Origin of the sequence: Caldiplasma sukawensis (assembly GCF_052315375.1) — an archaeon.
In the GTDB taxonomy this organism is placed as follows: Archaea; Thermoplasmatota; Thermoplasmata; order Thermoplasmatales; family Thermoplasmataceae; genus Cuniculiplasma.
Map to the genome: position 1 here is coordinate 71206 of NZ_JBLSDG010000003.1, position 26172 is coordinate 97377.

The following is a 26172-nucleotide window of genomic DNA, read 5'->3' on the forward strand; positions in this document are numbered from 1 at the left end:
TGATAAAATTTAACACTATATTAATCATTTCCATATGAGAGCCTTGGAATCATTGAAAGAAAAAACATGGATAGAGCAGGTTGAAGAACTGATAAACTCTCCATTTTCAGCAGAGGTGAATGACAAGGTTCGGGAATTCAGATCATTCAGGAACAGAAGTTCCGAGGAAATATTTTTTGAACTTGTTTTTTGCATAATAACAGCAAACACCTCGGCAAAGCTGGGTACAAAGATGCAGGAAAGACTTGGGATTGAACCGTTCCTCCATTTTGGAATGGAGGATCTGAGAAATGCACTGCACAAAGAAAGGTGCAGGTTCTACAACACACGTTCAAGATACATATATGAATCAAGAAAGTTACTGGATGAACTCCCTGTAATAATAAACCATCCGGATCCCTGGTATGCAAGGGAGTATCTGATTCAAAATGTAAAGGGGCTTGGTTATAAGGAAGCTTCACACTTTTTGAGAAACACAGGAACATTTTCCTTTGCAATACTTGACAAACACATACTCAGGCTTGTTCTTGGTGAAAAATCAAATTCCTTTTCCCTATCAAAGAAGGAATACATAAAAATAGAAAAAAAATTCAGATTAATTTCTGAAAGTTTTGGCATGGAGCCCGGCATTTTTGATCTCTATGTATGGAAAATTGCCTCCGGGCAGCTTATAAAATAATTTGCTTCACATTTTTCTCATTACGAAAGGCAGTATTCCATCATTGAGATAATATTTAACCTCAACCGGTGTATCCAGTCTTACTGTAAGTTCCTCTTCCTTTTGTTTCCCATCCCTGGATGTGTATGATATTGTTGCATTCTGTCTTGGTTCAAGCTTCTCAGGAAGTTTCAATGTTATTTCTTTTGTCACATCAATATCCATGGATTTGAAATTTTTCCCATCCTTGAACTGAAGAGGAAGAACACCCATACATACAAGGTTACTTCTGTGTATTCTCTCAAAGGATTCTGCAATTACAGCCTTTACACCCAGCAGATATGGACCCTTTGCAGCCCAGTCCCTGCTTGATCCAGAACCGTACTCCTTTCCCGCAATTACTATGCTGCCACCCTTCTCCTTCAATTTCATTGCCACATTGTATATCCAATCCTCTTTTCCAGATTCAGGATCAACTGTCCTTGGGCCCTCCTTGTCAACAAGTAGGTTTTTAATCCTGTTGTTTCCGAATGTTCCCCTCATCATTACTTCATGGTTGCCCCTTCTGGAACCAAAGGAGTTGAAATCCTCTGGATTTACGCCCTTTTCAATAAGATACTGTCCCGCAGGTGAATTTTTCCCTATTGAACCAGCTGGTGAAATATGATCTGTTGTTATTGAGTCTCCAAACACCGCCAGCACTTTAAGTCCTTTCAAAACATTTGAGTATTTTCCCTCATTTTTTGAAAAGTTATCAAAGAAAGGAGGGTTTCTTATGTAGGTACTCTTCTCATCCCATTTGTACAGTACCCCCTCCGGGGTATCTAGTTCGTTCCACAATTCACTGAATTTACCTATTTTTTCATAGTTGGATCTGAAGAGGTCCGAGGTTACATTCTTCCTTATCTCCTCACTTATCTCCTTCTCCTCCGGCCAAAGATCCTTGAGAAAAACTTCCTTTCCATCCTTTCCCTTTCCAATTGGTTCCTTATCCATATCTATGTTAATTGTTCCTGCAATTGCATAGGCAACAACAAGCATTGGTGACATGAGATAGTTTGCCCTGACATTTCTGTGAATCCTGGCCTCAAAATTTCTATTTCCTGAAAGGACAGAAACAGTGTACATATTATTATTGACGATTGCATCTTCTATTTCAGGCCTCAGGGGTCCACTATTTCCAATACATGTGGTACATCCAAATCCAACAACGTTGAATCCAAGAGTGTCCAAATATTTCTGAAGACCGCTTTTATTAAGGTATTCAGACACGACCCTGGAACCTGGTGCCAGACTTGTCTTAACCTTTGGATTCACCTTGAGACCAAGTTCAACTGCCCTTTTTGCAAGAAGACCTGCTCCTATCATTACCCTTGGATTTGATGTGTTTGTGCAGCTTGTAATTGCTGCTATGACCACATCCCCATCCCTTAAGGTCTCCTCCTTACCATCAATATTAATCTTTACTGACTTAAGTGACACCATCTTCTGATTACTCTTGTTTTTCTCAGAGGATCCATTGCTTTCCTCCATGAACTTGAGAAAACTCTTACCAGAATCTTTCAAAAGAACCTTCTGCTGTGGAAGTTTAGGGCCTGCAATGGTGGGTTCGATCATTCCAAGATCAAAATCAATAAGCTCTGAGTATGAGGATTTTACATTTCCAAAGAGACCCTGTTTTTTCATGTACTCCTGTATGAAATCTATTAGTTTACTATCCCTGCCGGTTGTTTCAAGATAAGTTATGGATTCCTCATCAACGGGAAACAGAGCACATGTTGCCCCGTATTCAGGGCACATATTTGACAGCGTTGCCCTGTCGGGTAAAGCCAGATGTTTAATTCCGTCACCAAAAAATTCAACGAATTTCCCAACAACATTGCTCTTTCTCAAAATTTCTGTTAGTGTAAGAACAATGTCTGTTGCAGTGACACCATCCTTCGGTTTTCCATGAACATTTACACCCACAACCTTTGGTGCAAGAAAAGTTACTGGTTGCCCCAGCATTGCAGCTTCTGCCTCAATTCCTCCAACACCCCAGCCAAGGACACCAAGGCCGTTGATCATTGTTGTGTGTGAATCAGTACCAACCAGTGTATCAAAATATGCCATTTTTTCCTCATCATTTATAAAAACTACCTTTGCAAGGTACTCCAGATTCACCTGATGGACTATTCCTGTTGAAGGTGGCACAATCTTCAGCTTCTTCATTGAGCCCTGAGCCCATTTCAAAAATCTGTATCTCTCAATGTTTCTTTGAAATTCTATTTCAGAGTTTTTCCTGAGTGCTTCATTGCTCCCATAAAAATCAACCTGAACCGAGTGATCTATAACAAGATCAACCGGAACCAGTGGTTCTATCTTTTCAGGATTTTCACCCATTTTTTTGAATGCATCTCTCATTGAAGCAATGTCAACAATTGCCGGCACTCCCGTGAAATCTTGCATTAAAACCCTTGAAACAGTAAACGGAATTTCATAGTCCGGATCAGAATCCGGTCTCCATGAAACAAGATTTTCTATATCCTTTTGAGTTACCTTTTCCCCATCAAAATTTCTTATAAGGCTTTCAAGTATAATTTTGAGTGATCTTGGAAAGTCCTTAACTTGTGGATATTTTTTCTCAACCTTTTTCAGAGACACATATTTGTATTTTTTTCCATCAAATGTTATTTCATCAATGAATTCTTCAGTGCTCATATTCAGTAATTCTAATTATACTAATAAGCTTTGAAATATTTTAAATAAAAGAAAAAAGTTTAAGAACGGTTCAAAAGGTAAAAAAATTTCGTATGCTTTTTTACATATATTAAACGAATAACAAAATCATAGCCCTTCCGGTTGGAACTCCAGCACCAGATTTTACTGGTATCATTGAAACAGGTAATAAAATAAGATTATCAGATTTCATAGGTAGAAATTACATAATACTCTATTTTTATCCAAAGGATGAATCCTTTGGTTGCAAGAGAGAGGCATGCGAGTTTAGGGATGAATTCGATGATTTCAAAACACTGGATGCAAAGGTTCTGGGGGTGAGCATAGACAGTGTTGAAAGTCACAGGGAATTTATAAAAAAGAGAAATCTAAATTTCAGTCTTATATCTGATCCGGACGGAAAAATATGGGCTGATTATGATGTTAAGGTAAGGCCAATACAGTATATGAATCAGAGAGTTACATATCTCATAGGTCTTGACGGAAGAATAAAATTCACATATACCTCGGCATTCAATTTCAGAATGCATCCAAAACTTGCCAAGGAGGCATTGTTTGCTCTGAATCAGCATGACGCAGTAGGCAGAGTAATGTCATTTCTTAACAGAGAATATCGTGTTTGAAAAATTTTAATATATATTATGATAACCAATAAAATATAAGATCATTTTCTAAGTTTTCTCGTTCTAATTATGGCAGGTGAGGTAAGTATATTTCCTGTGGATAAAAGTTCATCAATTGATTCTATCCTGATCTGCTCCATTGTGTTCCTCTCCCTTAATGTAAAGGAGCCATTTTCAAGGGTTTCATAATCAACTGTGAGGCAGTAGGGTGTGCCAATTTCATCCTGTCTTGCATATCTCCTTCCTATTGCCCCGCTCTCATCATATGTTGAGAATGGCTCTATGGCCCTGATTTTTTCCATGAATTCCCTTGCTTTTTCAGCAAGCCCATCCTTTTTCTGAAGAGGGAGAACGCATATTCTGTAAGGTGCAACTTCATCAGGGAGGTCAAGGTAATTGTAATCACTTTCTCTCTTTCTAAATGAAGATGTCAGTATGGCCATTATTATTCTTCCTATTCCAGAGGCTGGTTCGATCACCCTTGCAATTTTTCCATCCGCATATTCATAATTTTTACCCGTGTATTTCTGATGCATTTCCAGATCGTATGTTCCTCTATCTGAAATTCCTGTTATTTCAACCCAGTTCCCGTCCATATATGCCTCAAGATCCCAGCAGTCCCTTGAATAATGTGCCAGTTCGTCCTTCCTGTGCTGTCTGAATCTAAGCCTTTCCTTCTTTATTCCAACCCTTGTGGCAAAACCATAAGTAATTTCAAGAAAGAATGCATGATCTGGATTCAGCAATCCGCTTTCGGATGCTTTTAAAAGGTTTGTGTGATGTTCATTCCCGTTTCTGTCAAGAAGTGTAACATCAACGTCGCCCTTAGGCTTGAAGCTGTCATATTTATCATTCTCAAGAAAGACCTCCACCTCTGCCATGTAAAATTCTCTCTCCCTTATCAGGGCCTGCCTTGGAGAGATCTCATTTCTGAAACCTTTCCCCTTCTGGTATACTATCATTGGAAGTTTGTTTCTATTGTAATTGTAAAGATTTTTAAAATTCACAAAAATACCCTGTGCAGTTTCTGGCCTCATATAGAAAGTGCCATCCTGCCCATCTATCTTGAACATGAGGTTGAAATTATAAGCCTTTCCGAACTTTCCACCACATCTGGGGCATTTAATCCCCCTGCTCTCTATTATCAGATCAAATTCTTCAGGTAGTCCGTTTTTCGCCTGCAATCCAATCTCTGAAATCAGATTTTCTGCCTTCTGTTTGGTATGACAGTTTAGGCAAGTTACGGCAACATCTGAAAATCTTTCAACATGTCCTGAAGCCTTCAGCACATCTTCAGGTGTAATGTTGGGAGAATCAAGTTCAATTCCATTAAGGGAGGCATAAATTCCGCTCCATACTGAATACACACGATCCTTCAATAATGAACCAAGTGGAGCATAATCGTTAAGGCCCCCAAAACCACCATATGTTGAGAATGACTGCCAGAAGAATCCCCTTCTCTTTGCAAGTTCAATAACGGTTTCAAGTTCACCCATTAAATACCAATTTGCGTAATTCTTGCATATATAAATATCATTTGAATACGGAAAGAAGATCAATATCAAGGAGTATTCCCTCAAGTCCTTTAACTGTTGAAACAACAGGTACCTGATTGAAATTTCCGTCTCTCATTTTCCTTGCTGCTATTGACAATCTTTCGTTAATGTTCACAACAACAGGTCTGTATATTGCAATTGATCTCGCAGGTATATCCGGTATTTTTATATGATTCTTCTCAATAAAATAGGAAACCACGTTTTTAATCCCCTCCCAGGACCATGGGTCGTCGTCACTTATGGACTGTGCCTCACTCTGCTTTACAGTTCCAACATCAATCTTTTCAAAGAGATCTCTGTCAGTAAGCAAACCTTTGAAATTTCCCTCTCTGTCCAGTATAGGGTAAACAAATATGCCATTAACCCTCATTGATTTGTATATTACAGGGAGAGGGGTCTCTTCCCACACTGGTAGTGTTACTCCTCTTTTAATATCCTTTACAAGAATGTTGCTGTAGTTATTTTCAATGATTTTCAAAAAATCTTGAGGTGTAACTATTCCTGCAACCCTGCCATCTGAGTCCACCACCGCCATGTGTCTTCTGTGTTCCTTAAGCATTATTTTTGCTGCTTCATTGATTGGCATCTCGAGATCACCAACTGGCCCCTTTCTCATTATGAGGGAAGTCTGTGTTTCATTTGGATTTTCAAATATATCTCTTCTAGAGATAATGCCAACAAACCTCCCTGTTCCGTCGGTCACGGGCATTCCAGTTATGTTGTATTTGATCAATGTATCAACGGCAACTGCAACAGAGTTTGGGAGCTTAAATACAACAGGGTCCGAGGTCATTATATCCTTAAGTGATAGAGTCACAATAAATCATAACTGCAGATTACTTAAATCTTTTAATTCATCCTGAGCCATTCACCTTAAAGATTAAGTATTTCATTCAACTTTTATTTTTCATGGATTTTTACCAGTCACTGAAGAGATATCTTATTGAAAACGGTGACTTTATAAGGGACAGCCTTATGATATCTGAAAAGGACCCGATTTTTCTCAAGCTTAAAGAAATAGTTTCTCAAAGATACAGACCTCTGGAAAAAAACATAAGGCCAGAGGGAGAGGTATGGGCAACGGACGGTTCACTACATGTTCGTGAACTGTATAATGGAATGAAGTTTCTCGCCTCAAGGGCAATATCTACAAATGGGAAAAATAGTATTCAGAGGAGTTCATTTGACCTTTTCCATATAGAGAGGGAATATCTTCCAGAGTTCACCAAGCGTATTATGGAAATGAATGAGCACATGGCAGCCGCTGATGTGATAAAAAATGGGGACTTTAAAATCATGATGATGGATGGATCTCTCTCAGGCAGGCTATACTGGCCAAACATAAGAAACGAGAAAATGGATAGACTGAAACCTTTATATTATGAAGAGTTGAAAAATCTTTTAAACGCCGCCCGGGAGAACAGTACAACAATAATATATTTATCAAAAACTTCTGAAACAAGAAAATTTCTCAGGGACATTATCACAGGAGATATTGATTTTCAGAGAGCTATTGAAAAAAGATACATAACAGATCATATGCTTCTCAGATCAGTATGTGAAAGACCCGGTTATACAGTTCCGTTGGAAAGTGACATAATGGAAGGATTTCATGAAAAATATTACACATTTCATATAATACCAGAGATTGGAGATACACCAATGAAGGTAGATTTCATTTCTTTTTCTGAGGATGTTGATGAAAAGATTGTGTGTGGATGGATAATGGAGGGATATTCCTCGCTTTCCGTTCATAACGTATGGCTGGTTGCTGCAGACAGAATGGCAAAAATAACAAGGGATGAAGTTGAAAACATCATAAATCCTTATTTTGACCAGGAAAGTGGTCTCCTATTTTCAGAGACACGGGGTGAGAGGCGTGAAAGATTCAGATACTGAAATAGGCTTTGTTGTTACGGGAAACAGGAGCGATTTTTTTAGATTTATACTTAAGCCAAATCTTGAAATTAAAAAATGGGAGTATGTTTATGTGGAATCTCCGGGGGGACAAATAGTTGGAAGGGTTGAGGAGTTAAGTTCCGTAAGTGATCTAATATCCGAGGGGAGGGATTACAGGAGTGTTGAAGTTTTTGTAAATTCCGGAATATCTGAGCACAGAAGTATCTGTTCTGTAAGGGTGACAGGTACAATTCTAAAAGATGGTGAGACATCCAAGGGAAACAGAAGCTTAATAAGGATTGGAGAGGTAGTTCGAAGGGCCAGTTCCGAAATACTTTCAAAGCTATTTGGTATGGAGAGGGAGAATTCTGTGATTCTTGGAACACTTCCGGATTATGACTCTGTGGAAATCGGCATAAGGATCAACGGGCTCAGAAGACATGTTGCAATAATGGCCCAAACCGGGGCAGGAAAAAGCAACATTGCTGCCGTACTTATGGAGGAACTCCTGAAGAAGGGTGCAAACATGGTGGTTCTTGACCCCCATGCAGATTACGTACACATAAAGTCAGATCCTGAACTGGGGTTGTTTACAAAAATTTTCAGAACTGACAGGAGCACTGGCAGATACGGAAGAGAGACTTCAGCACTGGCTGAAAATTTCACTGTGAGATTTCAGGACCTTGATGAAGAGGATCTTTTTGATATAATGAGAATAGAGGAAGAATGGACAACATTAAGAGAGATTGTAAGAAAAATTATGAGAGGAATGCAGGGGAAGAGGGGCTTTGAAGATTTTATGGAATCCTATGAGAAGCTTAACTCACAGGATAAGGGAAAGATATCTGGCCGAATATCTCTGTTGAAGGCAGTGAGCAGAATATTCTCAAGCAACGGAACGGAGATATCAGAATTTCTAAACCCCGGGCAGTTGTCAATACTTGACCTGTCTGGACTTGATCAGGAAATAATGTCATACTTCTGCCTTAGAATAATTGATCAAATATATGAAAGAAAAGTTTCAAACCAGTATGAGTATCCGGTGATCATATTCATAGAGGAGGCTCACAATTTTGTTGGCAGCACCATGAAGTCAAGATTGTCAGATCTCATAAAGAAAATAGCCTCGGAGGGGAGAAAATTTGGGGTTTTTCTGGTTGTAATAACCCAGAGGCCAAACAAGATAGATCAGGATGTTCTTAGCCAGTGCAATTCACAGATAATACTTAGAATCACTAATCCAATGGATCAGAGGGCAATTGCAGAAAGTTGTGAATCGGTGAGTCAGTCCATTCTGGATGATCTCCCATCACTTAATACTGGTGAGGCTGTACTTGTAGGGGAGTTCACAAAATTCCCTGTGATAGTGAAGGTTAGAAAGAGAAAGACAAGAGAGGGCGGAGGAGACATTGATATGGATGAACTCATAAAAAGATCCAGGGAAGCAAGGGATATGATGTTTGACAGTGGAAAGGTAAAAAATCGTCTTAAGGGGTTGAGTTGAAATGGTTCGTTTTCTCCATCTTTCGGATACACATCTGGGTGCAATGGAATATGGGATACCGGAGAGGGAAAAAGACTATTTTGATACCTTTACGGAAGCCATTAATATAGGAATTGAGGAGGATGTGGACTTCATTATACACACCGGGGATCTTTTTGATACAAACAGACCATCAAACAACGCCTTAATATGTCTCAGGGACAACATGCTGAAAATAAACCAGAGGAGAAAGAAAATGTATGTGATTCCAGGAGATCACGACAGGCCCAGGCTGCGGGATGCCAACTCTGCCAGAATATTTGATTTTCTGGGAATAGAGGCTATGGCCATTGGCGATGAACCACAGACAGTAGATGAAAAAGAGTTTTTCATATATGCAATTGGAAATTACAGGAGATTCAGGAGCGATGAACTTAAGAATCTTTACAGGAGAGGGGCCGAGGAGGCAGAGAGAAAACACAATACAATTCTCATGTCCCATCAGGCCATTTCCCCATTTTTCCCTCCGGAAAACTGTGAAGCTGACAGTTCTGACCTCCCTGCCAATTTCTCATATTTGGCTTTCGGGCACGTTCACCAGTTTCAGCAGAGAAATCTTGCATCTGGCATATTTTCCTATGCAGGGTCAACGGAGATAAAGAGTAGAAATGAAATACCTGGTTTTCTAAGACAGGGAAAAGGTGTTAATATTGTTGACCTGGATGGGGATCAGGCAAGGATTAAAAGAAGGACACTTAAGGAAGTGAGATACCAGGAAGAGTTTTCTGGGCTTCTTGATGAAGTTATATTAAAGCTTGATGAAACGTTGAAAAAAAATTTTGAAAAAAAACCATTACTGCACATTACAGTAAATGAGACCATCAGCAGAAAGACTGTGGAAAATGCCATCTCTCCATACAGGGAGAGTGCAATTATAATGCCACCTATTATAAATTCAAAGGAGGAGGAACCACGCATTTTAAATATTAATGAAGGTGTTAACGCAAGGAATATTTTCAACGAGTTTTTCAAAAATGAAAGGAAGGGCGGAATTGCATATGACCTATACAACTACATCAAAAAAGAGGGTAACAAAAGTGACATAAATGAAATAAGAAAAATAATGGATGGATGGGAAGATGATAATTGAATATGTCTATCTTGAGAATTTTATCTCACACAGAAGGACTGAAATAAGGTTCAGCAACGGTCTTAACATAATAATAGGAAAAAATGGCTCAGGAAAATCATCCATATTTGAAGGTATAAAATTTGCATTTTTCGGTCTTGAGGGGAAGGATCGTGATAAATATATATCATACAATAAAAATCATGCAATTGTAAAAGTAAGGTTTTCTCATTCTTCTGCACTTTATGAAATTGAGAGGCATCTAGAGCTATCAGGAGAAAGTGAAAGGCAAAAGAAAGTGGAACTTCTGGTTAACGGAAAAAAAGTGGCAGAGGGGGCAAAGGAAGTAAATGATTACATTCTGAATGCCTTTTCAATTTCAAGGGATGCATTTTTGAACTCAGTGTTTGTTGAGCAGGGTGACATTGAGAATCTAATAAATCTTGCACCAAAAAACAGGAAGGAGACAATAGATGGCATAATAGGTATTGAAGGCTATTCAAAAGCCTCTGAAATATTGTGGAAACTTTCCAGAGAGGAGAAGGGCAAGACAGAAATAAAAAATAATGTAGTCAATGACCTTGTTAAAATTAAAAAAGATCTTGATGAAAAGGTAGAAAAATTAAACAACTCAAGGGAGAATGAAAAAATACTTTTTAAAAAAGCCATTGAAATTGAAAAAGACTTGAAAAATCTTAAGGAACTCAATCAGAAGAGAATTAAAAAGAAAGAGAGACTTGACAATCTAAACCAACAGAAAAATGAATTGGAGAGAAATCTAAATGATAAAAAAAATAAACTCAATGATATCAAAAAGCAGATTGAAAATCTGTATGATATAAAAACAGAATATGAGAGTCTTAGCAAAAACCCCCTTGTACAGAATTATTTGGATATATCAAATCTTTCATCCACAGTATCATCATTGAAGATGAAAAGCCAGGAAATGGAGAAATTACTCTTAAAAATAGAGAGAAAAAATGAGTTAAAATCCAAGCTTAATCAGATAAATTTCAATGAAAATGATATACAGTCGTGCGAAAACAAAATTTTGGAATTGAGTAAGAATATAAGTATGGCAGAGAACAGGATGAAAGAGTGTTTAGAGGTGAACAAAAACATTCACAAATTTAGAGAAGATCTGCATAATGAGAGAAAAAACAAAACAAAAATAATTGAGAAAATTTTTGAATTAATCCATAAAAAAATAGAAGATCCTGAGGAGATTTCCAATGAAATATCACTCATTGAATCAAACAGAAACAAACTGAGTGAAGAGATTGAAAAACTATCCCTGCAAACAAAAAACATTTCAAAACAAGAGAAGGAAACAATGGAAAAGTTAAGGATGCTTGGAGAGGATAACACATGTCCTCTCTGTGGACAGGAACTTAGTGAAACTCACAGGATTGAGTTGGAAGAGAGAATGAATAAAGATATAGCGGATTTCAAAAATATTATTAATGAAAACAATGAAAAATTGAAAAAAATGAATAGAGATATTGAAAATTTAAATGATTTAATCAAGAGCTTAAAAGGATCAAATTATACCAGGCTATTCGAAATAAATGAGAAAATAAGAAAATTAGAAGAAGATTTGAAAAAAAATGAGGAGAAGTTAGAATCACCTGAAAAAATTTCCAGTGAAATAGAAAATTATAAAATTCAGTTGAAGGAGGAGAACGAGAGAAAAAAAGAACTTAGAAAGATACAGACTCAGCGGGATGAGATAAAGGCAGAACTGATTGCGTTGGAGAGGGAGAATTTGGAGTCAAATTTAAATTCCTGTCAATCTGAAATAAAGGAAATGGAAGGGAAAATTAATAGTTTCAGGGATGAAACAGGAATAATGGTCACAGAGAAGGTTATTGAATCATCTTCTAAGTTAATAAAAGAATTAAAGAAACTTGAAAATGATATGAAAAACTATGAAAAGTACAGTGAGGAAGAAAAAAACACTGTGAATGAATTGAATGAAATTCAGGACAAATTATCAGGCATTCTGAATGAAATGAAAAATGTTGAGCAAGAACTTGAAAAATTCCAGGGTGTTGATACAAATCTTGAATTGAAGGAAAATGAATACAGGGATGTAAAGGGTAAAATTCAGAGTGCTAAAGACATGGCTGAGGAACTAGAAAAAGATATTGAAAAACTTAAAATAGACATAGAGGAGAAGGAGATAATTTTAAATGATATTGAAAGAATTGAAAAATTTGTTTCAGCCATGGAGGAGGTGCAAAGGGCAATTTCACCCGACGGAATACCTGCCAGCCTTAGGATTTACGCCCTCAATACAATAAATATGTACTGCAGAAAGATAATGCTTTCATTCAACATGGGTTTTGAGGACATTTCAATATCAAAGAATTTTGAAATTAAAGTTCTGCAGAACGGAATTCAAAAGGTTATAAAACAGCTGAGCGGAGGGGAGAGAACTGCTGTGGCCATCACAGTGAGGTTGGCAATCGCCAGATATCTCAATACGGAGATGAATTCAGTCCTTATGGATGAACCAACAGTTTATCTTGATGAAGAGAGGAGAAACGATCTTAAGGATATACTGGAAAACGGTATGTATGATATTGGCAACCTTGCATCCCTTTCCCAGATCATAATAATAACACATCACAGGGAACTCGAACTGAGAGCAGCAGTTGTATTTCATATTGATAAAAATGATCAGGGCATATCTATTGTTGAGACTGAATAATCATGCCGGGATTTCCTGGCCTCCTGGTGGTATGACTTTTATACCTCTTCTGAGCCTTGATATAATAATGCCAAGGAACATCAAGGAGATTCCGGCTATACCGTAAACTGTTGGTATTGATGAGGAAAGAACTGATTCAATGATTGTTGTACTTATTGGTACGGAAAATGCAAGCACCGTCACCTTGTTAACACTGCTCGTCTTTATTAAGAAATTCCAGGTGACAAACGCAATTGCACCAGCAAATATGGCCATGTAAAGCAGGTCTGCTGTGAACTGTACATTAAATGTGAGATGAAACCCAAATGGTGAGAGTATAAAGAGGAATATACTGCCTACAAGAAACTGGGTTGCATTAACTGCCAGAGGATCAGATTCCCTTACCTTTCTGTAATATACTGTAAAGCCAGCCCAGAAAAACGCATTGATAACTGTGAGTACAAAACCTAAAAGGGTGAATCCTGAGAAAAGAGGAATTCCATATACAAAAACACCTGCAAATCCAACAGCTATTCCCGCTAGTTCCTTTACATCCGGCTTTTCTTTAACTATCAGGAATGCCAATGGCAATGAAAAAAGTGGCATCGAATAACTGAGCACAGATGATTGTGCAGGAGATACGTAAAGTAATCCTTCAATCCAGAATATTGTTGCCATTGTTGTCATTATTGAAAGTACAAGTATATCTTTGTTAAGGATCAATTTTCTGGCAAAAGCCAGTATGATTAGTCCAGAAAGAAGATACCTTATTGCCATGAAAACCATTGGAGAACTGAAGAGCAAGCCGTCCTTAGCAACAAAGTAAGAAAAATCTGTAACAATGACGTATGGAAAAAGAAATTTAAGTTCTCTCATAAATCGGAGTGGGATGTTTATGTTGGATTAAAACATTTACATAAATTCATTCATAGATTGGGAATTTAAAAAGTACAAAAAAATTTTATCAATGAATATAAAGCAAGGGAAGTTTTTAAAAAAATTTATAGAGCATAATCATACCTGTTATGTAAAGAGAGTGAAATGATGGAGGGCAAGATTAATAAAATATCCTGTGACGTTTTGATCATTGGGGCAGGGGGGGCAGGTATGCGTGCTTCAATATCTGTTAAGGAAGCCGGGTTAAAACCTGTTCTTGTGACGAAGTCACTTCTTGGAAAGGCTCACACAGTTATGGCGGAGGGTGGAATTGCCGCCGCCCTTGGAAACGTTGATCCGGAGGACAACTGGAAAGTTCACTTTGGAGATATAATAGAAGAGGGTGTTTACATATCAAACTGGAGAATGGCAGAAATACTTGCGAAAGAGGCTCCGGAGAGGGTGCTTGAACTGGAAAGGTACGGAGCTCTTTTTGACAGGACTCCAGATGGAAGAATACTTCAGAGGGCATTTGGTGCACATACATACAGAAGACTAGCACACGTTGGAGACAGAACAGGTCTTGAGCTTATAAAAACTCTTGAAGAACAGGTGTTGCACAGAGATATTGAATTTTATGATGAAATGTACATGGTTGATCTCATAAAGAAGGAAAACAGAATTGTTGGAGCAGTTGGAATTAAAATGAATACAGGTGAATTTTACGTATTCACTGCCAAAGCTTTCATTCTTGCCACTGGAGGTTCAGGAAGGGTTTACAAGGTCACATCAAATTCATGGGAATCCACCGGTGACGGTATAGGTATGGCATACAGGGCAGGTGTGATTCTAAAGGACATGGAGATGATTCAGTTTCATCCAACGGGAATGGTCTATCCTCCTGGTGTGAGAGGTCTACTTGTAACTGAGGGTGTCAGGGGAGAAGGTGGCATATTGCTTAATTCCAAGGGAGAAAGGTATATGCTTAAGTACTCCCCACAGAAGAAGGAGCTTGATGCTAGGGATGTGGTTGCAAGAGCAAATTACCGTGAAATAATAGAGGGAAGGGGGACCGAGCACGGAGGAGTCTATCTTGATATAACACACAAGGGTGCCGATTTTATAAAAAAGAAGCTTCCTTCAATGTATCAGCAGTTTTTGGAATTTGCAGGAATAGACATTACAAAGGAAAAGATGGAGGTAGCTCCAACGGTTCATTATATGATGGGTGGAATTGAAGTAGATCCATACACGGAGAAAAGCAATCTTGACAATCTGTTTGCGGCTGGAGAGGTCGCATCCGGTTTGCATGGGGCAAACAGACTGGGAGGGAACTCACTTTCAGATATACTTGTATTTGGAAAGAGGGCTGGTGATGCAGCCTCGGAGTATGCCAAAACAAAACAGGAGGAAGTTCCAGATGATAAGGATATTCAGGCAATCATCGATTATGTTAAATCATTTTTCAGGGAAAATGGAAGAAATCCATACGATCTCATAGACAAACTCACAAGTTGCATGAGCGATAATGTTGGTATTGTAAGGGAGGAGTCAAGGCTCCTTAAGGCCAGAGAGATAATAGGAGAACTGAAGGAGGAATTTAAGGAAGTTGGTACAAAGGGCATGATAAGGTACAATCATGGACTTCTTGGATGCCTTGAATTAAGAAATATGCTTGTTTCATGCGAGGCAATAGTGGAATCTGCCCTGATGAGAAAGGAGAGCAGAGGTGCCCATACAAGATCTGACTACCCGAAGAAAGATCCAAACTGGAGAAAAAACATATTGACACAGATGGATGAGAATGGAAAAATGACTTTCACAACAAAGCCAGTGGAAGAAATGCCAGATGACTACAAGGCATATGTAAAACCGGAGGTATACGAATGATAAAAGAAATAGATCTAAAAATTTTCAGGTTTGACCCTCAGACTGAAAAAGAGGGGAAGTTTGTTGAGTACAAGATACCTTATGTGGATGGGATGGTGGTGCTTGACGCAGTGAGATATGTTCAGGAAAAGATTGATCCCACACTATCCATAAGATGGAATTGTAAGGCAGGAAAATGTGGATCCTGTTCAGCTGAGATAAACGGAAGGCCATCTCTCATGTGCAAAACAAGGGTCGATAAGATAGGTAATAGAATATCTGTGAGCCCAATGGGCGCATTCCCCCTGATAAAGGACCTCGTAACAGATGTGTCCAAAAACTGGGAAATAGCAAAAAAGATTCCAACCTTCACTCCAAAGGAAGGGCTCGAAAAACCATGGCGCATACATCCTGAGGATGTTGAAAGGGCAAAGGAATTCAAGAGATGCATTGAGTGCTTCCTTTGTATGGACGTTTGCCATGTGGTTAGGGAGCATTTTACGCCATATTTTGGCCCAAGGCATATTGTTAAGGCAGCACAGTGGGATATGCATCCTCTGGATGGCCTGGACAGATCTAAATTCCTAAATGATGAGGGTGGTTTGGGATATTGTAATATTACAAAATGTTGCACTGAAGTTTGTCCTGAACACATAAAGATAACTGACAATGCAATAATTCAAGAAAAGGAGAGAAATGTGGACAGAAAGTACGATCCCATTGCAATGGTAATTAAGGGGAGAAGAAAGAAAGAGAAGGTGGTTAATTAATGGCGTTCAGTTCAAAAAATACGGTAGTTAAGGAAAAGGGTGTATTTCCAAGGGAATTCCTGGAGTTAAGATTCTGGTCATTTGTATTACTGGCTTTGATTGCCATCTACCTTATGACAACATTTGCTGTAACAAAGCCTGTTGACGGTCTAACAGATCCATTCTATTCTCCAACAATACTTGTTTTGCCACTGGTGGCAGGTTTCAGGGCAACATGTTATGCATACAGAAAAGATTACCACAGGCACCTTTTCAGGCATCCAGTGGCATGTGGTGTGGTGAATTTTAACAGAGGAAAAAAAGACCTCCCCGGTGAAAAGCTTGGAAGAAAATACTTTGGGGAAACAGGAATATTCAGAATAGAAAATTTGCACAGATGGTTCTGGTACACAGCAGTTGCCATTTTACCCTTCTTCTACTATGATATATATGTGGCTCTCTCCTATCAGGGTACCCTTACCCTTGGAGGACTTCTGCTGATACTCAACACACTCTGGGTGACGCTCTACACATTTTCATGCCATTTCTTCAGGCATGTTACAGGTGGGAACGTGGATTGCTACAGCTGTCCTGTCAACAAGAGAAGTTTCAGAAGAGGCTTCTTCAGGGGAGTTTCAAGGCTGAACGAAGGGCATGAGCATCTTGCGTGGCTAAGCCTGGCATCATTCTTCCTTGTGGATCTTTACATAAGGGGTGTAGCTGCAGGTCTGCACATTAACATACTATTGTTGAGGTTGTGAGACAAATGGCTAAAATAATGAAATCGGCTTACAGATACCCATTCTTTTTTCTTGGGCTTTTGCTCATTGAGATAGGTGGGTTATATTACAAATTTGTATCAGCAGATGTAATGAATACAGCATATTTCGTAATAGTGGGTTTTGTAATCTTCCTGCTGTCACTTGCCATCCCATGAGGGGGGCAAATGTCATTTTTTTTTAAGGACAGACTTTCAATAGGAATCACAGGATCATCCCATGGTGAAGTTGTTGGAGTCATGATTGATGGTCTTCCAGCTGGTGTTAAAGTAGATCATGATGAAATATCTTTGTGGATGGCCAGAAGAGCACCAGGCACCAGTAAATTTGTAACCCAGAGAAAGGAAAAGGATGAGGTTAGAATAAAATCTGGTGTTCTAAATGGAAGAACTGATGGCGGTTCCATTTACATGGAGATAAGCAACGGTGATACAATACAATCACATTATGATGAGATAAAAAAACATCCAAGACCTGGGCATGGTGATTTGAGCCTTTACATAAAATATGGGGAATTTAGAAACTATTCAGGTGGTGGATTTCTCTCAGGGAGGATGACTGCCCCACTTGTGGCTGCAGGTTCACTCCTTTTTCAGTTTTTAAGACAGAATGGTATTGAAATCATGTCCTACATCAAAGAGATGGGAGGTGTGAAATCAAAACGTATCCCAGAGGATGAAAACATAATTTATGAAAGAGAGGCCAGGATGGGTGATGAAGAGTCTGAAACAATGGCAGAATCACTTCTCCTGGAATGTATAAAGAATGGTGATACTGTTGGGGCAATAATTGAAACAATAGTAAAGAATCCAGTTCCAGGAATTGGGGAACCATTCTTTGATTCAATTGAGTCTGTGCTTTCACATCTCCTATTTTCAGTCCCCGGTCTTAAGGGTATTGAATTTGGAAATGGATTCAATCTTGGAAGATCAAGGGGCAAGGATATATTCGATCCGTTCATTTTCAAAGATGGGGGGTTCAGGACAGAAAAAAATGTGAATGGTGGCATCCTTGGTGGAATAGCCTACGGAGATGATATAGTATTCAGGGTGGCAATGAAACCAACCTCATCAATTAGAGATAAGATGAGAACAATAGATGTTGAGACAGGAGAACCATACGATCTTACGGTAAAGGGAAGGCATGATCCTTGCATTGCAATAAGAGCTGTACCAGTTATAAAATCAGTCACTGCCATTGCAATTGCTGACCTTATGCTCGCAGGAAATCTCAGTAAATAAATGGTATTCTGAAGATAATACCAAGGAAGGATATTGCAATGGGTACGGCAAAAACAATTGGCAGTGTCATAAATGCAATCCTTCTTGCCTTTTTTATGGTGTCAAAAACAACATCCATCAAAAGATCGTAGGATTTCTCTGATCCCATCTTAACCCTAACTTTGATGTTTCCCTGGTATGCTGTGCATTCTTCCATGTTATTGATTGCGTTTTTAACTGATTCAACAGCAAGTTCAACAACTTTATCAGTATCCTTTTCTCCCAGAGGGCTCATTGAAAGTGTGCCTGAATTCACAATGTGATTGTCCGTTGTGTATATTGCAACTTTATCAACAATTCCATTTAGCCTATTATAAAGCCCTTTCATTGCATCCTCAGTTATGTTGTTTGAATCTGTGAGGATAACTGCATCCAACTTATCTTCTCTTCTGAATACCAGGGATTGAATACCCATTGGGCCAAGAGATGGAATCCCATCCTTTGTATTTCTTGAGTATCCTGCCACCAGTGGATACATTTTTCTTCTGCATCTCTCCACAAGTTTTTCATATCCATGCAGATACTGTGACATATTTGTTATCTCTCTGGAACCGTATGAAAAATTGTTCTGCCCATCTATCATGGAGAGGTGGCAACCACTCTTCTTTAAAATTTCATCCCGGGCAAAGAGACCCTCTTTTCTTATGACATCATCGAATTTTATTCTATCAGGATTAATTGCAGCAAAACCAAAATCTCCAAAAACAACTCCATCGATTCTCACCCCCCCGGTCTTCACTCCCATAACTCCGGAGCATTTTTCTGAGGATTTCATTCTCTCAACATTATTTAGCATTTCCTTAATCCCATCAGATATGGAGTTAATATCATCATCACCTGAGCAGTTATCACTGTTTGTGGTGGTTGTATGAAAAACCATTGGTTCAATACCAAGTTCCTTCACATTGTTATATAGTCTTTCAGGAAGATTACTGGACCCTGAAGTTCCAAACGGGCCAGGATGAATGTATGGAAATACAAGTGCTACTTTTATATTCCCTTTCCTGGTTTTCAAAAGAATCATATCGCTTTCAGTCTCAGTCTCCTCAGAATAGAATTTTTTGAAAAAATCAACTCCTGCCTGATTAATCTCTCCCGTTCTGTCCACACTTTCAAATAAAAAATAGTTGATGAGATCCCTTGGTTCCTGATCAAATGCAATCCTGAAATTCTCTGTTGTCTTGTCAACAAAGAGAGAAGATAAAAATGAGGCGATAATGCTGTAAATTATGGATTCAGGTATTATACCAATCTTTCCTGAATATATGAACACTGGGATCATCACAATTGAAAAAATTGATGAAAGAAAGATATTGGCACTCTTCCTCTTGGACATATATACATAGAAAACAAGATACCGAAAGAATGATGAGAATGAAATTGAAATGGCAACATTTTGAAAGTGAAAATATGGAAAAACAAGATTGAAAATATGGTATACTGAAAAGAATATAAAGATGTTAAGAACTATAAGAAAAGCCTCTCTTTTTGAGTTCATTTTAGATTTAATTACCCTTGAAGAAAGAAGATCAATAAAGAAGAGTATTGCCGACGGAATCAGTATTAGAAGAAAGGCAAGCTTATAGCTGCCAGATAGCACATATTCTGCCAGTGCAATAAGAAGAAGAAAAAGTATGCTTCTCCATAATGGCGGAGACTTTTTAATGTACTTTGTAAGGTCTGCAAATGTCCTCTCCATTCAATCCCCCATCATAAATCCAAACGATGCAATCTTTTTACAACACTCTTTCCGTATCCTGTTATCACCCTCATGTAATTTCCAAAGAAGTCCCTTTCAAGACCCTGAACATCAAACTTTAGTTCATCAATTGTGTTCATTTTTTCTGCTGTACCCACAATGATCACCCCGTCTCTTCCTGCATATCTCACAGCCTCGACACTAATTTGGCGATTTCCTCTTCCGAGGAAAAATCCGCTCCCAGCATATGGGGATACCACTATCTTTAGTTTTATTCCGCTATCCTTTACAATATTAAAATCTGACGGATAAAAGTCAGCCTTGACCAGTTTTTTATCCCTTATGAGATCCACGGAAAAAATTGAGGTTTCCAGGCCAAGAGAATCCATTATGGCCTTGCATGTTGATCCAGTTCCTATAAGATAAAATGAATCATCCATGTTATCTATAATGTACTGGGAAATGCTCTCATCATCATAGGTATCCATTTCCATTTTTGGATCTCTTCTGTAATTGAGAAAGGTCAAAGTTTTTAATGTGTATTTCTCATTTATTTTGAACACGTCTTCTTTTATAAGGCTCTCGTCTACATCCTCCACAATTCCTTCCCTTACAGCAATGTTCTCACCAAGAGCAAATGCTCTAACTATCTCTGCCCCATCCAGAGGTGAATCAGCATAAACGGAACTGTACATTTTCATACCCGCAGGAATACCAAGAACAGGTATGAGTGGGTTTGCCCTTGCAACACTTTTTGCAGTTCCATCTCCTCCCACAAAAACTATAAGATCAACAATATCCTTGGCCTTCGAGCAGAAGTTTGTAGTATCCTCACTGGTTGATTTTCCATTGTATGAATAAATTACCTCATAATTGTCAATTCCTGCGGACTTTAATGAATTTTCACCCATGGATTCAGAGCAGGTGAAAAATTGAAAATCATCTCCAAGTGATTCCAAAAAGCTTATGGATCGCCTTATGGAATAGCTCCAACTGGATGAGTATTGTATTGAATCTGAACCGTTGAATCTCATAAGGATTCCAGATCCTGCAACCGGATTTACAACAAATCCGATCCTAAGCCTCCTATTCAAGCCAGGTGAGTATGCCATTGTATGTCTGGTTGTATATTGCTATCTCCATATTGTTTTTACTCAAATCTGTATAAATTTTTACATAAGTGCTTGGATATTGGCTGTAATCCTTCATCAGATCAATTATGCCATTTCCAACCCAGGTACCGTTCTGAGTAATATTGATTGTGCTGTTTCTGTCATCAATTATGGTTATGTCAAAGTACTGTGATGATGCAGTTATTACTGCTATACTGAGATCAGTAATGTTCTTATTTCCAAGTGATACCACAGTTATACTGTAGCAATCACCAGTGGAAAGGAAGGTTGGAGTCAATGTGCAGATGCTTCCATCGTCTATGTAAAAGGAATGGCTTCTGTTCTCGTTCAGAAGTCTCAACTGTGCATCTTTGGATGCAGAACCAACTATAACATACAGATTTATGCTGTTGAATCCAACTGCCAGATTGGAGGAATTAAATTCCACAGTAAAGCATGAGAATTTGCCTGGTTGAATGTAATTTTGGGCTGATTTGACCGTAATGTTCTGTTCTCCCTGAATATAAAAGGCAGGTGCAATAGATACAGGCCCCGTATTCTCTATTGAAACATTGTAATATGCCATGTCCATGGGACTCCCAACCATTGAAGAATAGCAAGGCTGGGATAGAAACACATTGAACTGTGGTGATGAAACATGCACAGGATAGGGATTGAAACCAAGAACAATCAGTGCAAGTACTGTTCCAGCAACCAAACCGCTTTTGATTCCCATACCCTCCCGGCTGAAATACAATGTTGATGGTTTTTCAAGCCCCGTGATCACAATAAAGAGAAGCAGAATGTACCATGATGGGAAGGTGAAACAAATGAAGAAAAGTGCAGTTATAAAAACGTATGACAGTATTCTTCTCTGGCTGTCTTTCATCTTTGAAAGTACATAGGAGCCATCCATTGAACCTATTGGAAATGTATTGAATGATGTGAATATAAGCCCTATAATTCCAGACATTGCGATTGGATCTATTGACCCCGGCATTGTAAAAAGCCTGGAACTCAACAATCTTATCATAAGAGGATAACTGGAAACGGAAAGTTCTGCATTGACGTCAAAGACACTGTTTTTAGAGAATGAGAGTCCGGATACACCTATGAATAAAAGAACAATGGAAAATATAAAAGAACTCATAAGGGAAACAACGCCAGCCTTCATTTCCTCATCGCTATCAAGAAAATCTTCACTTTGAGAATTTATCAGACCAAGGGTTCCCATAAAAATAGGGTCTGGAATAAAAAGTGGCAGGTCATATCTCAACCCATTTTTTTTTCTTATTACATACTTTGGCAGTTCCCTTACAAACATTATTCCAAGAATTGGCAATTCAAAGTAGATCAAACTGCTTAAGATGTTTCCATAAAAGTTATGCGATTCATAATAACCTGAACTGTAAATATAGCCGGAGTACAATATTGATATTATTGTCGCTATTAGAAGAATGTACCTGAAAACGCCCGTTCTTCTCTCCTTTGAATTCAATACAACTATTTCATCAGAGGAGGTCATCATGGCTTTGTATTTTAACCCCCTAAGTTCAAAGTATATTTTCCGGAATACATCCTTTTTAATATCCGTAGATGACTTAATTACTGGTATGCCTCTTTCATCCTCTACATCCCTGATCTGGATATATTTTGAAATGATCTGAATTATCTTTGAACGTTCTTTAGGAGAGAGGTACATCTGTGTAACATAAAGCTCAACTGAATTTTCTTATTTTAATTTTTCAGTTTAGTGTAATAAAATTTATTGAATTTATGTTTCTTTATTGTCATATAATTCCCCACATGTTAACAATTATGTATGGGTGACAAATCATTGTAAAATGAGGAGAAACGCATGTGTTTCAGTGGTCCACAACGGCCCATTTACACTGTATATGAAAAGGAAGGAAAGACAGGGGGACCCCTGGTCATCAAATGTCAGTTTTCCAGGTGGTTTCATGAAGGAAGACGAAAGTCCACTTCAATGTGCCCTCAGAGAATTGAATGAAGAGACAGGTATTACTGAAGAATCTGTCCATTTGGAAATGCACTTGCCAATATTTCATCCAATGAGATTTCCTGAAGTTAACATATATCCATTCATTTTTAAATGCCAGTCTTTGTTGGAAATATCCGTTGACAGTGAGATGGAATATGGTGGCTGGATTGATCTGTCCACCATAAAAGTTGAACATGACAATGGAGTTGGAAATTTCTTCAGGTGGAGAGAAAATATTGTATGGGGGCTGACCTTCCGGATAACAGATTACTGTATAAAAAATGGCCTTATCACATAAATATAGGGCCTCCTGAATAGGGCCTCACTCTTGTGACGAAGGGTGAAACCTTCATCAGTTCATTCTGTACTTGCCATAATTTTTCTTCCTTACAAATAAGAAGAACGAATCCTTCCGATCCACCTCCCAGGAGACGGGCAGCCAGTGCTCCATTTTTCATGCCCTCATTTATTATTTTTTCAGAATTTTCCCCTGATATTGATCTGTTTAGACTTTTTTTCAAATTCCAACCTTCCGTTATAAGTTCAGTAAATTTTTTCTCTTCCCCTTCCCTGCATGATCTGTACATATTCTCTGCCACACTTCTTATATGGTTGAGTGTTTCTATTGTTTTACCATCACCCTCTTTTGATTTTGAAACCTGGTTTTTTAGAACCTCAGAACTCTCCCTTGTTGCTCCAGTATAACATATAAGCATAGTTCTTTCAATAAATTTTCTAAGAGCACAGTTTTCAAGAGGCAGATATGTTATACTGCCTTCTTCAAATCTCATGGCTTTAAAACCACCAATCGAAATTGCAAAAGGATCCTGTACACCAAGTGTAATTCCAAAATAATTTTTTTCTGCTTCATATGAATCCAAGCCAAGTCTGAACGGGTCAACACTTTTCCCCGTAATTCTGTATGCAAGTGTTAGTAATCCCACAATCATTGCACTTGAGGATGCCAGACCGGATCCAGGAGGAACCTCTCCGTTAATGAATATCCTCCCTTTTTTTACCCCGTTTTCGTATAAAAAATCCGCTATTTTTTCCTGAAAGCTTTCAGCTTTTTCTGTGTAAAAGGAGGTTTTAAGAAAATCCCTGGACGTGACCTCAAGAGGATAACCATCATCTCGATAATTTATTCTTACGCCACGGTCAATTGTTGTATTTACAACAAATCCACCGAATTTTTCATAAAAAGGACTTATGTCTGTTCCACCACCTGCAAAGCTTATTCTATATGGTGAGAAAAGCTCAAGTGAAGTCATTAAGATTGAATTCATGTTTCCATATTTAATTTATGCAGTCACACTGACAGATGAAAATTTATTTACAGTTTAGTCATATTAAATCATGCTTTGGAGTGCCTTGATAAAACCGGAGTCTATTGATGAGTTGTTTCTTATTTCAGAGAGCAAAGAGAGCATAAGGAAGTGGATAGAATCGTGGATAAGTGGAACTCCGTCAAAAAAAGCGCTCCTTCTTTACGGATCACAGGGTTTAGGCAAAACATCAACAGCATACGCAATAGCAAAAGAATATGATATGGAGGTATTTGAAGTAAATTCATCAGATGTCAGAAGCGAAAATTTTCTTGAAGACACCGCAGGACATGCTTCAATGTATGGTGGGCTTTTTCAGGATGAAAAAAAGAAACTCATACTGATAGATGAAGCAGACAATATTTTTGAGAGGGTAAGATCAGATGAGGCAGGATCAAATTCAGAGATAGGTGGCTATAAGGCAATTAATAACATCATACAAAAATCAAGGAGCCCAATAATCATAACAATGAACGATTATTATGGATTCAGAAGCAAAACTTCATATTCACAGTCCATCTTTAAAAATTCTTTGACAATAGAATACAAGATGTACAAAAGAAAGAATGATGCCGATTACAAGAGGGCAGTTCAGATTCTAAGTGATAAAATTAAGAAAATATCAAAGGAATATGGATTTGAATTTAGGGAAAATGCTGTTGAGATAATAAAGGCAGACCTTCCGGACGTGAGGGCTGCAATCAACGATTGTCAGCAGTATCTTACCACAGGTGTTACAAACAGCTATGGTGAATATCAGAGAGACAGAAGCGAGAAGATATTTGAGATAATGGATATGATATTCAAGGGAAACGATATGAGAAATTTTTCAAGCATAATGTCCTCTGATATTGGTATGAATGCACTCCTACTCTATGTGTCGCAGAATGTTCCACAGATAGCCAAGGAAACATCAGAACTGAGCCTGGTGATGGAAGTGTTGTCAGAGATAGATCTTATCAACAGAAAAGGTGAGAGGGCCAGACATTACGCCATGAACACATATGTGTATGAGATACTTTCACTACTAGGCACTTATTTTGAGAGGGTCCCATCATTCATCAGGTACGGAAGGATGGAATTTATAGGATCAATGTCAGAGAGGAAATCCAAGAGAGTGCGCGTAAGAAATATTGTTAAGGTTCTCTCAATCATGCTCCACACATCGGAGGAACAGATATACTCAATGAGGCCATACTTCATAGAGATGGGTAAAAAGGATGAAAATCTGAGAACAAAATTACTCAATGACACATCAACCTTTGTAAGGGAATTCAACAGATCTGTTTCAGGAACCTACCTGGATCTGAAACTTCCTGAGATCACTGAGATGGATCTGGATGCATTCCTTTCCTGAATAACTTTTTTGCATTTTTTTATGGTTCCGCTTGTGTAAATTGTTACAGGCCCATACTCTCTTCTTACAAAGGCAAGAACCCCTTCTTTTAAAAATTGATCTGTAAGATATATAACATATTTACCATCATCATACTTTTTTTTAGCTCCGAAGATTCTAAAAACATCTCTTCTCATTCTCTCCTCTTTTGGATGTTTATAAATAAGAATATATCTCTTTCGGAATGGTGATCCCTTCATTATCTTCATATGTTATGAAACTTGGGATTATAAAGTTAAAGTTAGAATCATTTAAAATTCGATCCATTTGGTAATAAAATATATTTAATCAGGAATAAATTCAATGGAGTAAGAAATTTATATACTA

The 26172-nt window shown here is 38.2% G+C and carries 22 protein-coding genes; 13 read left to right on the top strand and 9 right to left on the bottom strand.

What is annotated here, in order from left to right; genetic code table 11:
* Nucleotides 1–34 precede the first annotated feature (34 nt).
* Entirely contained in the window at nt 35–679 is a 645-nt protein-coding gene (locus ACNF4Z_RS02820; protein WP_458327729.1) for an N-glycosylase/DNA lyase, read from the top strand.
* Nucleotides 680–685: 6 nt separating this feature from the next.
* On the opposite strand, the gene acnA is transcribed toward ACNF4Z_RS02820, so the two are convergent.
* Nucleotides 686–3358, bottom strand: coding sequence for an aconitate hydratase AcnA (acnA, locus tag ACNF4Z_RS02825; protein WP_458327730.1), 2673 nt, complete (start codon nt 3356–3358; stop codon nt 686–688).
* A 128-nt stretch (nt 3359–3486) separates the two neighbouring features.
* Here acnA and ACNF4Z_RS02830 point away from each other — a divergent pair, with 128 nt between their 5' ends.
* Nucleotides 3487–3999 (top strand): peroxiredoxin, encoded by a 513-nt coding sequence (locus tag ACNF4Z_RS02830; protein WP_458327823.1) that lies wholly within the window; start codon nt 3487–3489, stop codon nt 3997–3999.
* Between the two features lie 41 nt (nt 4000–4040).
* Here ACNF4Z_RS02830 and ACNF4Z_RS02835 read toward each other — a convergent pair whose 3' ends face one another.
* Both ACNF4Z_RS02835 and ACNF4Z_RS02840 read right to left on the bottom strand, forming a co-directional pair.
* Nucleotides 4041–5495: a glycine--tRNA ligase gene (locus ACNF4Z_RS02835; RefSeq protein WP_458327731.1), complete on the bottom strand. Its 1455-nt coding sequence runs from the start codon at nt 5493–5495 to the stop codon at nt 4041–4043.
* A gap of 37 nt (nt 5496–5532) precedes the next feature.
* Nucleotides 5533–6372 (bottom strand): CBS domain-containing protein, encoded by an 840-nt coding sequence (locus tag ACNF4Z_RS02840; RefSeq protein WP_458327732.1) that lies wholly within the window; start codon nt 6370–6372, stop codon nt 5533–5535.
* Between the two features lie 92 nt (nt 6373–6464).
* Between ACNF4Z_RS02840 and ACNF4Z_RS02845 the strand changes: the two genes are divergently transcribed.
* Genes ACNF4Z_RS02845 through ACNF4Z_RS02860 form a run of 4 tightly spaced genes read left to right on the top strand, consistent with a single transcriptional unit; the run spans nt 6465 to nt 12779 of the window.
* Nucleotides 6465–7454, top strand: coding sequence for a DNA double-strand break repair nuclease NurA (locus ACNF4Z_RS02845; RefSeq protein ID WP_458327733.1), 990 nt, complete (start codon nt 6465–6467; stop codon nt 7452–7454).
* Nucleotides 7435–8958 (top strand): helicase HerA-like domain-containing protein, encoded by a 1524-nt coding sequence (locus ACNF4Z_RS02850; RefSeq protein ID WP_458327734.1) that lies wholly within the window; start codon nt 7435–7437, stop codon nt 8956–8958. The genes ACNF4Z_RS02845 and ACNF4Z_RS02850 overlap by 20 nt, the downstream gene beginning before the upstream one ends.
* 1 nt (nt 8959) lies before the next feature.
* Nucleotides 8960–10087: a metallophosphoesterase gene (locus ACNF4Z_RS02855; protein ID WP_458327735.1), complete on the top strand. Its 1128-nt coding sequence runs from the start codon at nt 8960–8962 to the stop codon at nt 10085–10087.
* A complete protein-coding gene (locus tag ACNF4Z_RS02860; RefSeq protein ID WP_458327736.1) occupies nt 10077–12779 on the top strand; it encodes an AAA family ATPase in 2703 nt (900 codons plus the stop codon). The genes ACNF4Z_RS02855 and ACNF4Z_RS02860 overlap by 11 nt, the downstream gene beginning before the upstream one ends.
* On the opposite strand, the gene ACNF4Z_RS02865 is transcribed toward ACNF4Z_RS02860, so the two are convergent.
* The gene (locus ACNF4Z_RS02865; protein ID WP_458327737.1) at nt 12780–13634 is read right to left on the bottom strand and encodes a DMT family transporter; all 855 of its coding nucleotides are present in this window, start codon (nt 13632–13634) and stop codon (nt 12780–12782) included.
* 168 nt (nt 13635–13802) lie between these two features.
* Between ACNF4Z_RS02865 and ACNF4Z_RS02870 the strand changes: the two genes are divergently transcribed.
* Genes ACNF4Z_RS02870 through aroC form a run of 5 tightly spaced genes read left to right on the top strand, consistent with a single transcriptional unit; the run spans nt 13803 to nt 18272 of the window.
* Complete coding sequence (locus ACNF4Z_RS02870) at nt 13803–15524, top strand: FAD-binding protein (protein WP_458327738.1); 1722 nt, start codon at nt 13803–13805, stop codon at nt 15522–15524.
* On the top strand, nt 15521–16273 hold the full coding sequence (locus ACNF4Z_RS02875; protein WP_458327739.1) for a succinate dehydrogenase/fumarate reductase iron-sulfur subunit: 753 nt from the start codon (nt 15521–15523) through the stop codon (nt 16271–16273). Before ACNF4Z_RS02870 ends, ACNF4Z_RS02875 begins: the two co-directional genes overlap by 4 nt.
* On the top strand, nt 16273–17013 hold the full coding sequence (locus ACNF4Z_RS02880) for a succinate dehydrogenase (protein WP_458327740.1): 741 nt from the start codon (nt 16273–16275) through the stop codon (nt 17011–17013). The genes ACNF4Z_RS02875 and ACNF4Z_RS02880 overlap by 1 nt, the downstream gene beginning before the upstream one ends.
* A 5-nt stretch (nt 17014–17018) precedes the next feature.
* Nucleotides 17019–17189 carry a hypothetical protein gene (locus ACNF4Z_RS02885; RefSeq protein ID WP_458327741.1) on the top strand — a complete coding sequence of 57 codons (171 nt, stop codon included), beginning with the start codon at nt 17019–17021 and terminating at the stop codon, nt 17187–17189.
* A gap of 9 nt (nt 17190–17198) precedes the next feature.
* Complete coding sequence (gene aroC, locus ACNF4Z_RS02890) at nt 17199–18272, top strand: chorismate synthase (RefSeq protein WP_458327742.1); 1074 nt, start codon at nt 17199–17201, stop codon at nt 18270–18272.
* Here aroC and ACNF4Z_RS02895 read toward each other — a convergent pair.
* The 3 genes from ACNF4Z_RS02895 to ACNF4Z_RS02905 are packed head-to-tail and all read right to left on the bottom strand — an operon-like array spanning nt 18262 to nt 22824.
* Complete coding sequence (locus ACNF4Z_RS02895; RefSeq protein WP_458327743.1) at nt 18262–20010, bottom strand: DUF2070 family protein; 1749 nt, start codon at nt 20008–20010, stop codon at nt 18262–18264. The two genes, aroC and ACNF4Z_RS02895, sit on opposite strands and share 11 nt — an antisense overlap.
* Before the next feature lie 11 nt (nt 20011–20021).
* On the bottom strand, nt 20022–21122 hold the full coding sequence (locus ACNF4Z_RS02900; protein ID WP_458327744.1) for an ATP-NAD kinase family protein: 1101 nt from the start codon (nt 21120–21122) through the stop codon (nt 20022–20024).
* Nucleotides 21097–22824 (bottom strand): hypothetical protein, encoded by a 1728-nt coding sequence (locus ACNF4Z_RS02905; protein ID WP_458327745.1) that lies wholly within the window; start codon nt 22822–22824, stop codon nt 21097–21099. Before ACNF4Z_RS02905 ends, ACNF4Z_RS02900 begins: the two co-directional genes overlap by 26 nt.
* A gap of 142 nt (nt 22825–22966) precedes the next feature.
* Here ACNF4Z_RS02905 and ACNF4Z_RS02910 point away from each other — a divergent pair, with 142 nt between their 5' ends.
* Nucleotides 22967–23422, top strand: a complete 456-nt coding sequence (locus ACNF4Z_RS02910; protein WP_458327746.1) for an NUDIX domain-containing protein — start codon at nt 22967–22969, stop codon at nt 23420–23422.
* Here the strand turns inward: ACNF4Z_RS02910 and ACNF4Z_RS02915 are convergent.
* Nucleotides 23415–24395, bottom strand: a complete 981-nt coding sequence (locus tag ACNF4Z_RS02915; RefSeq protein WP_458327747.1) for a GHMP family kinase ATP-binding protein — start codon at nt 24393–24395, stop codon at nt 23415–23417. The genes ACNF4Z_RS02910 and ACNF4Z_RS02915 overlap by 8 nt on opposite strands.
* Nucleotides 24396–24480: 85 nt before the next feature.
* On the opposite strand from ACNF4Z_RS02915, the gene ACNF4Z_RS02920 reads away from it, so the two are divergent.
* Nucleotides 24481–25806 (top strand): AAA family ATPase, encoded by a 1326-nt coding sequence (locus ACNF4Z_RS02920; protein WP_458327748.1) that lies wholly within the window; start codon nt 24481–24483, stop codon nt 25804–25806.
* On the opposite strand, the gene ACNF4Z_RS02925 is transcribed toward ACNF4Z_RS02920, so the two are convergent.
* On the bottom strand, nt 25746–26054 hold the full coding sequence (locus ACNF4Z_RS02925; protein ID WP_458327749.1) for a hypothetical protein: 309 nt from the start codon (nt 26052–26054) through the stop codon (nt 25746–25748). The genes ACNF4Z_RS02920 and ACNF4Z_RS02925 overlap by 61 nt on opposite strands.
* Nucleotides 26055–26172: the final 118 nt, after the last annotated feature.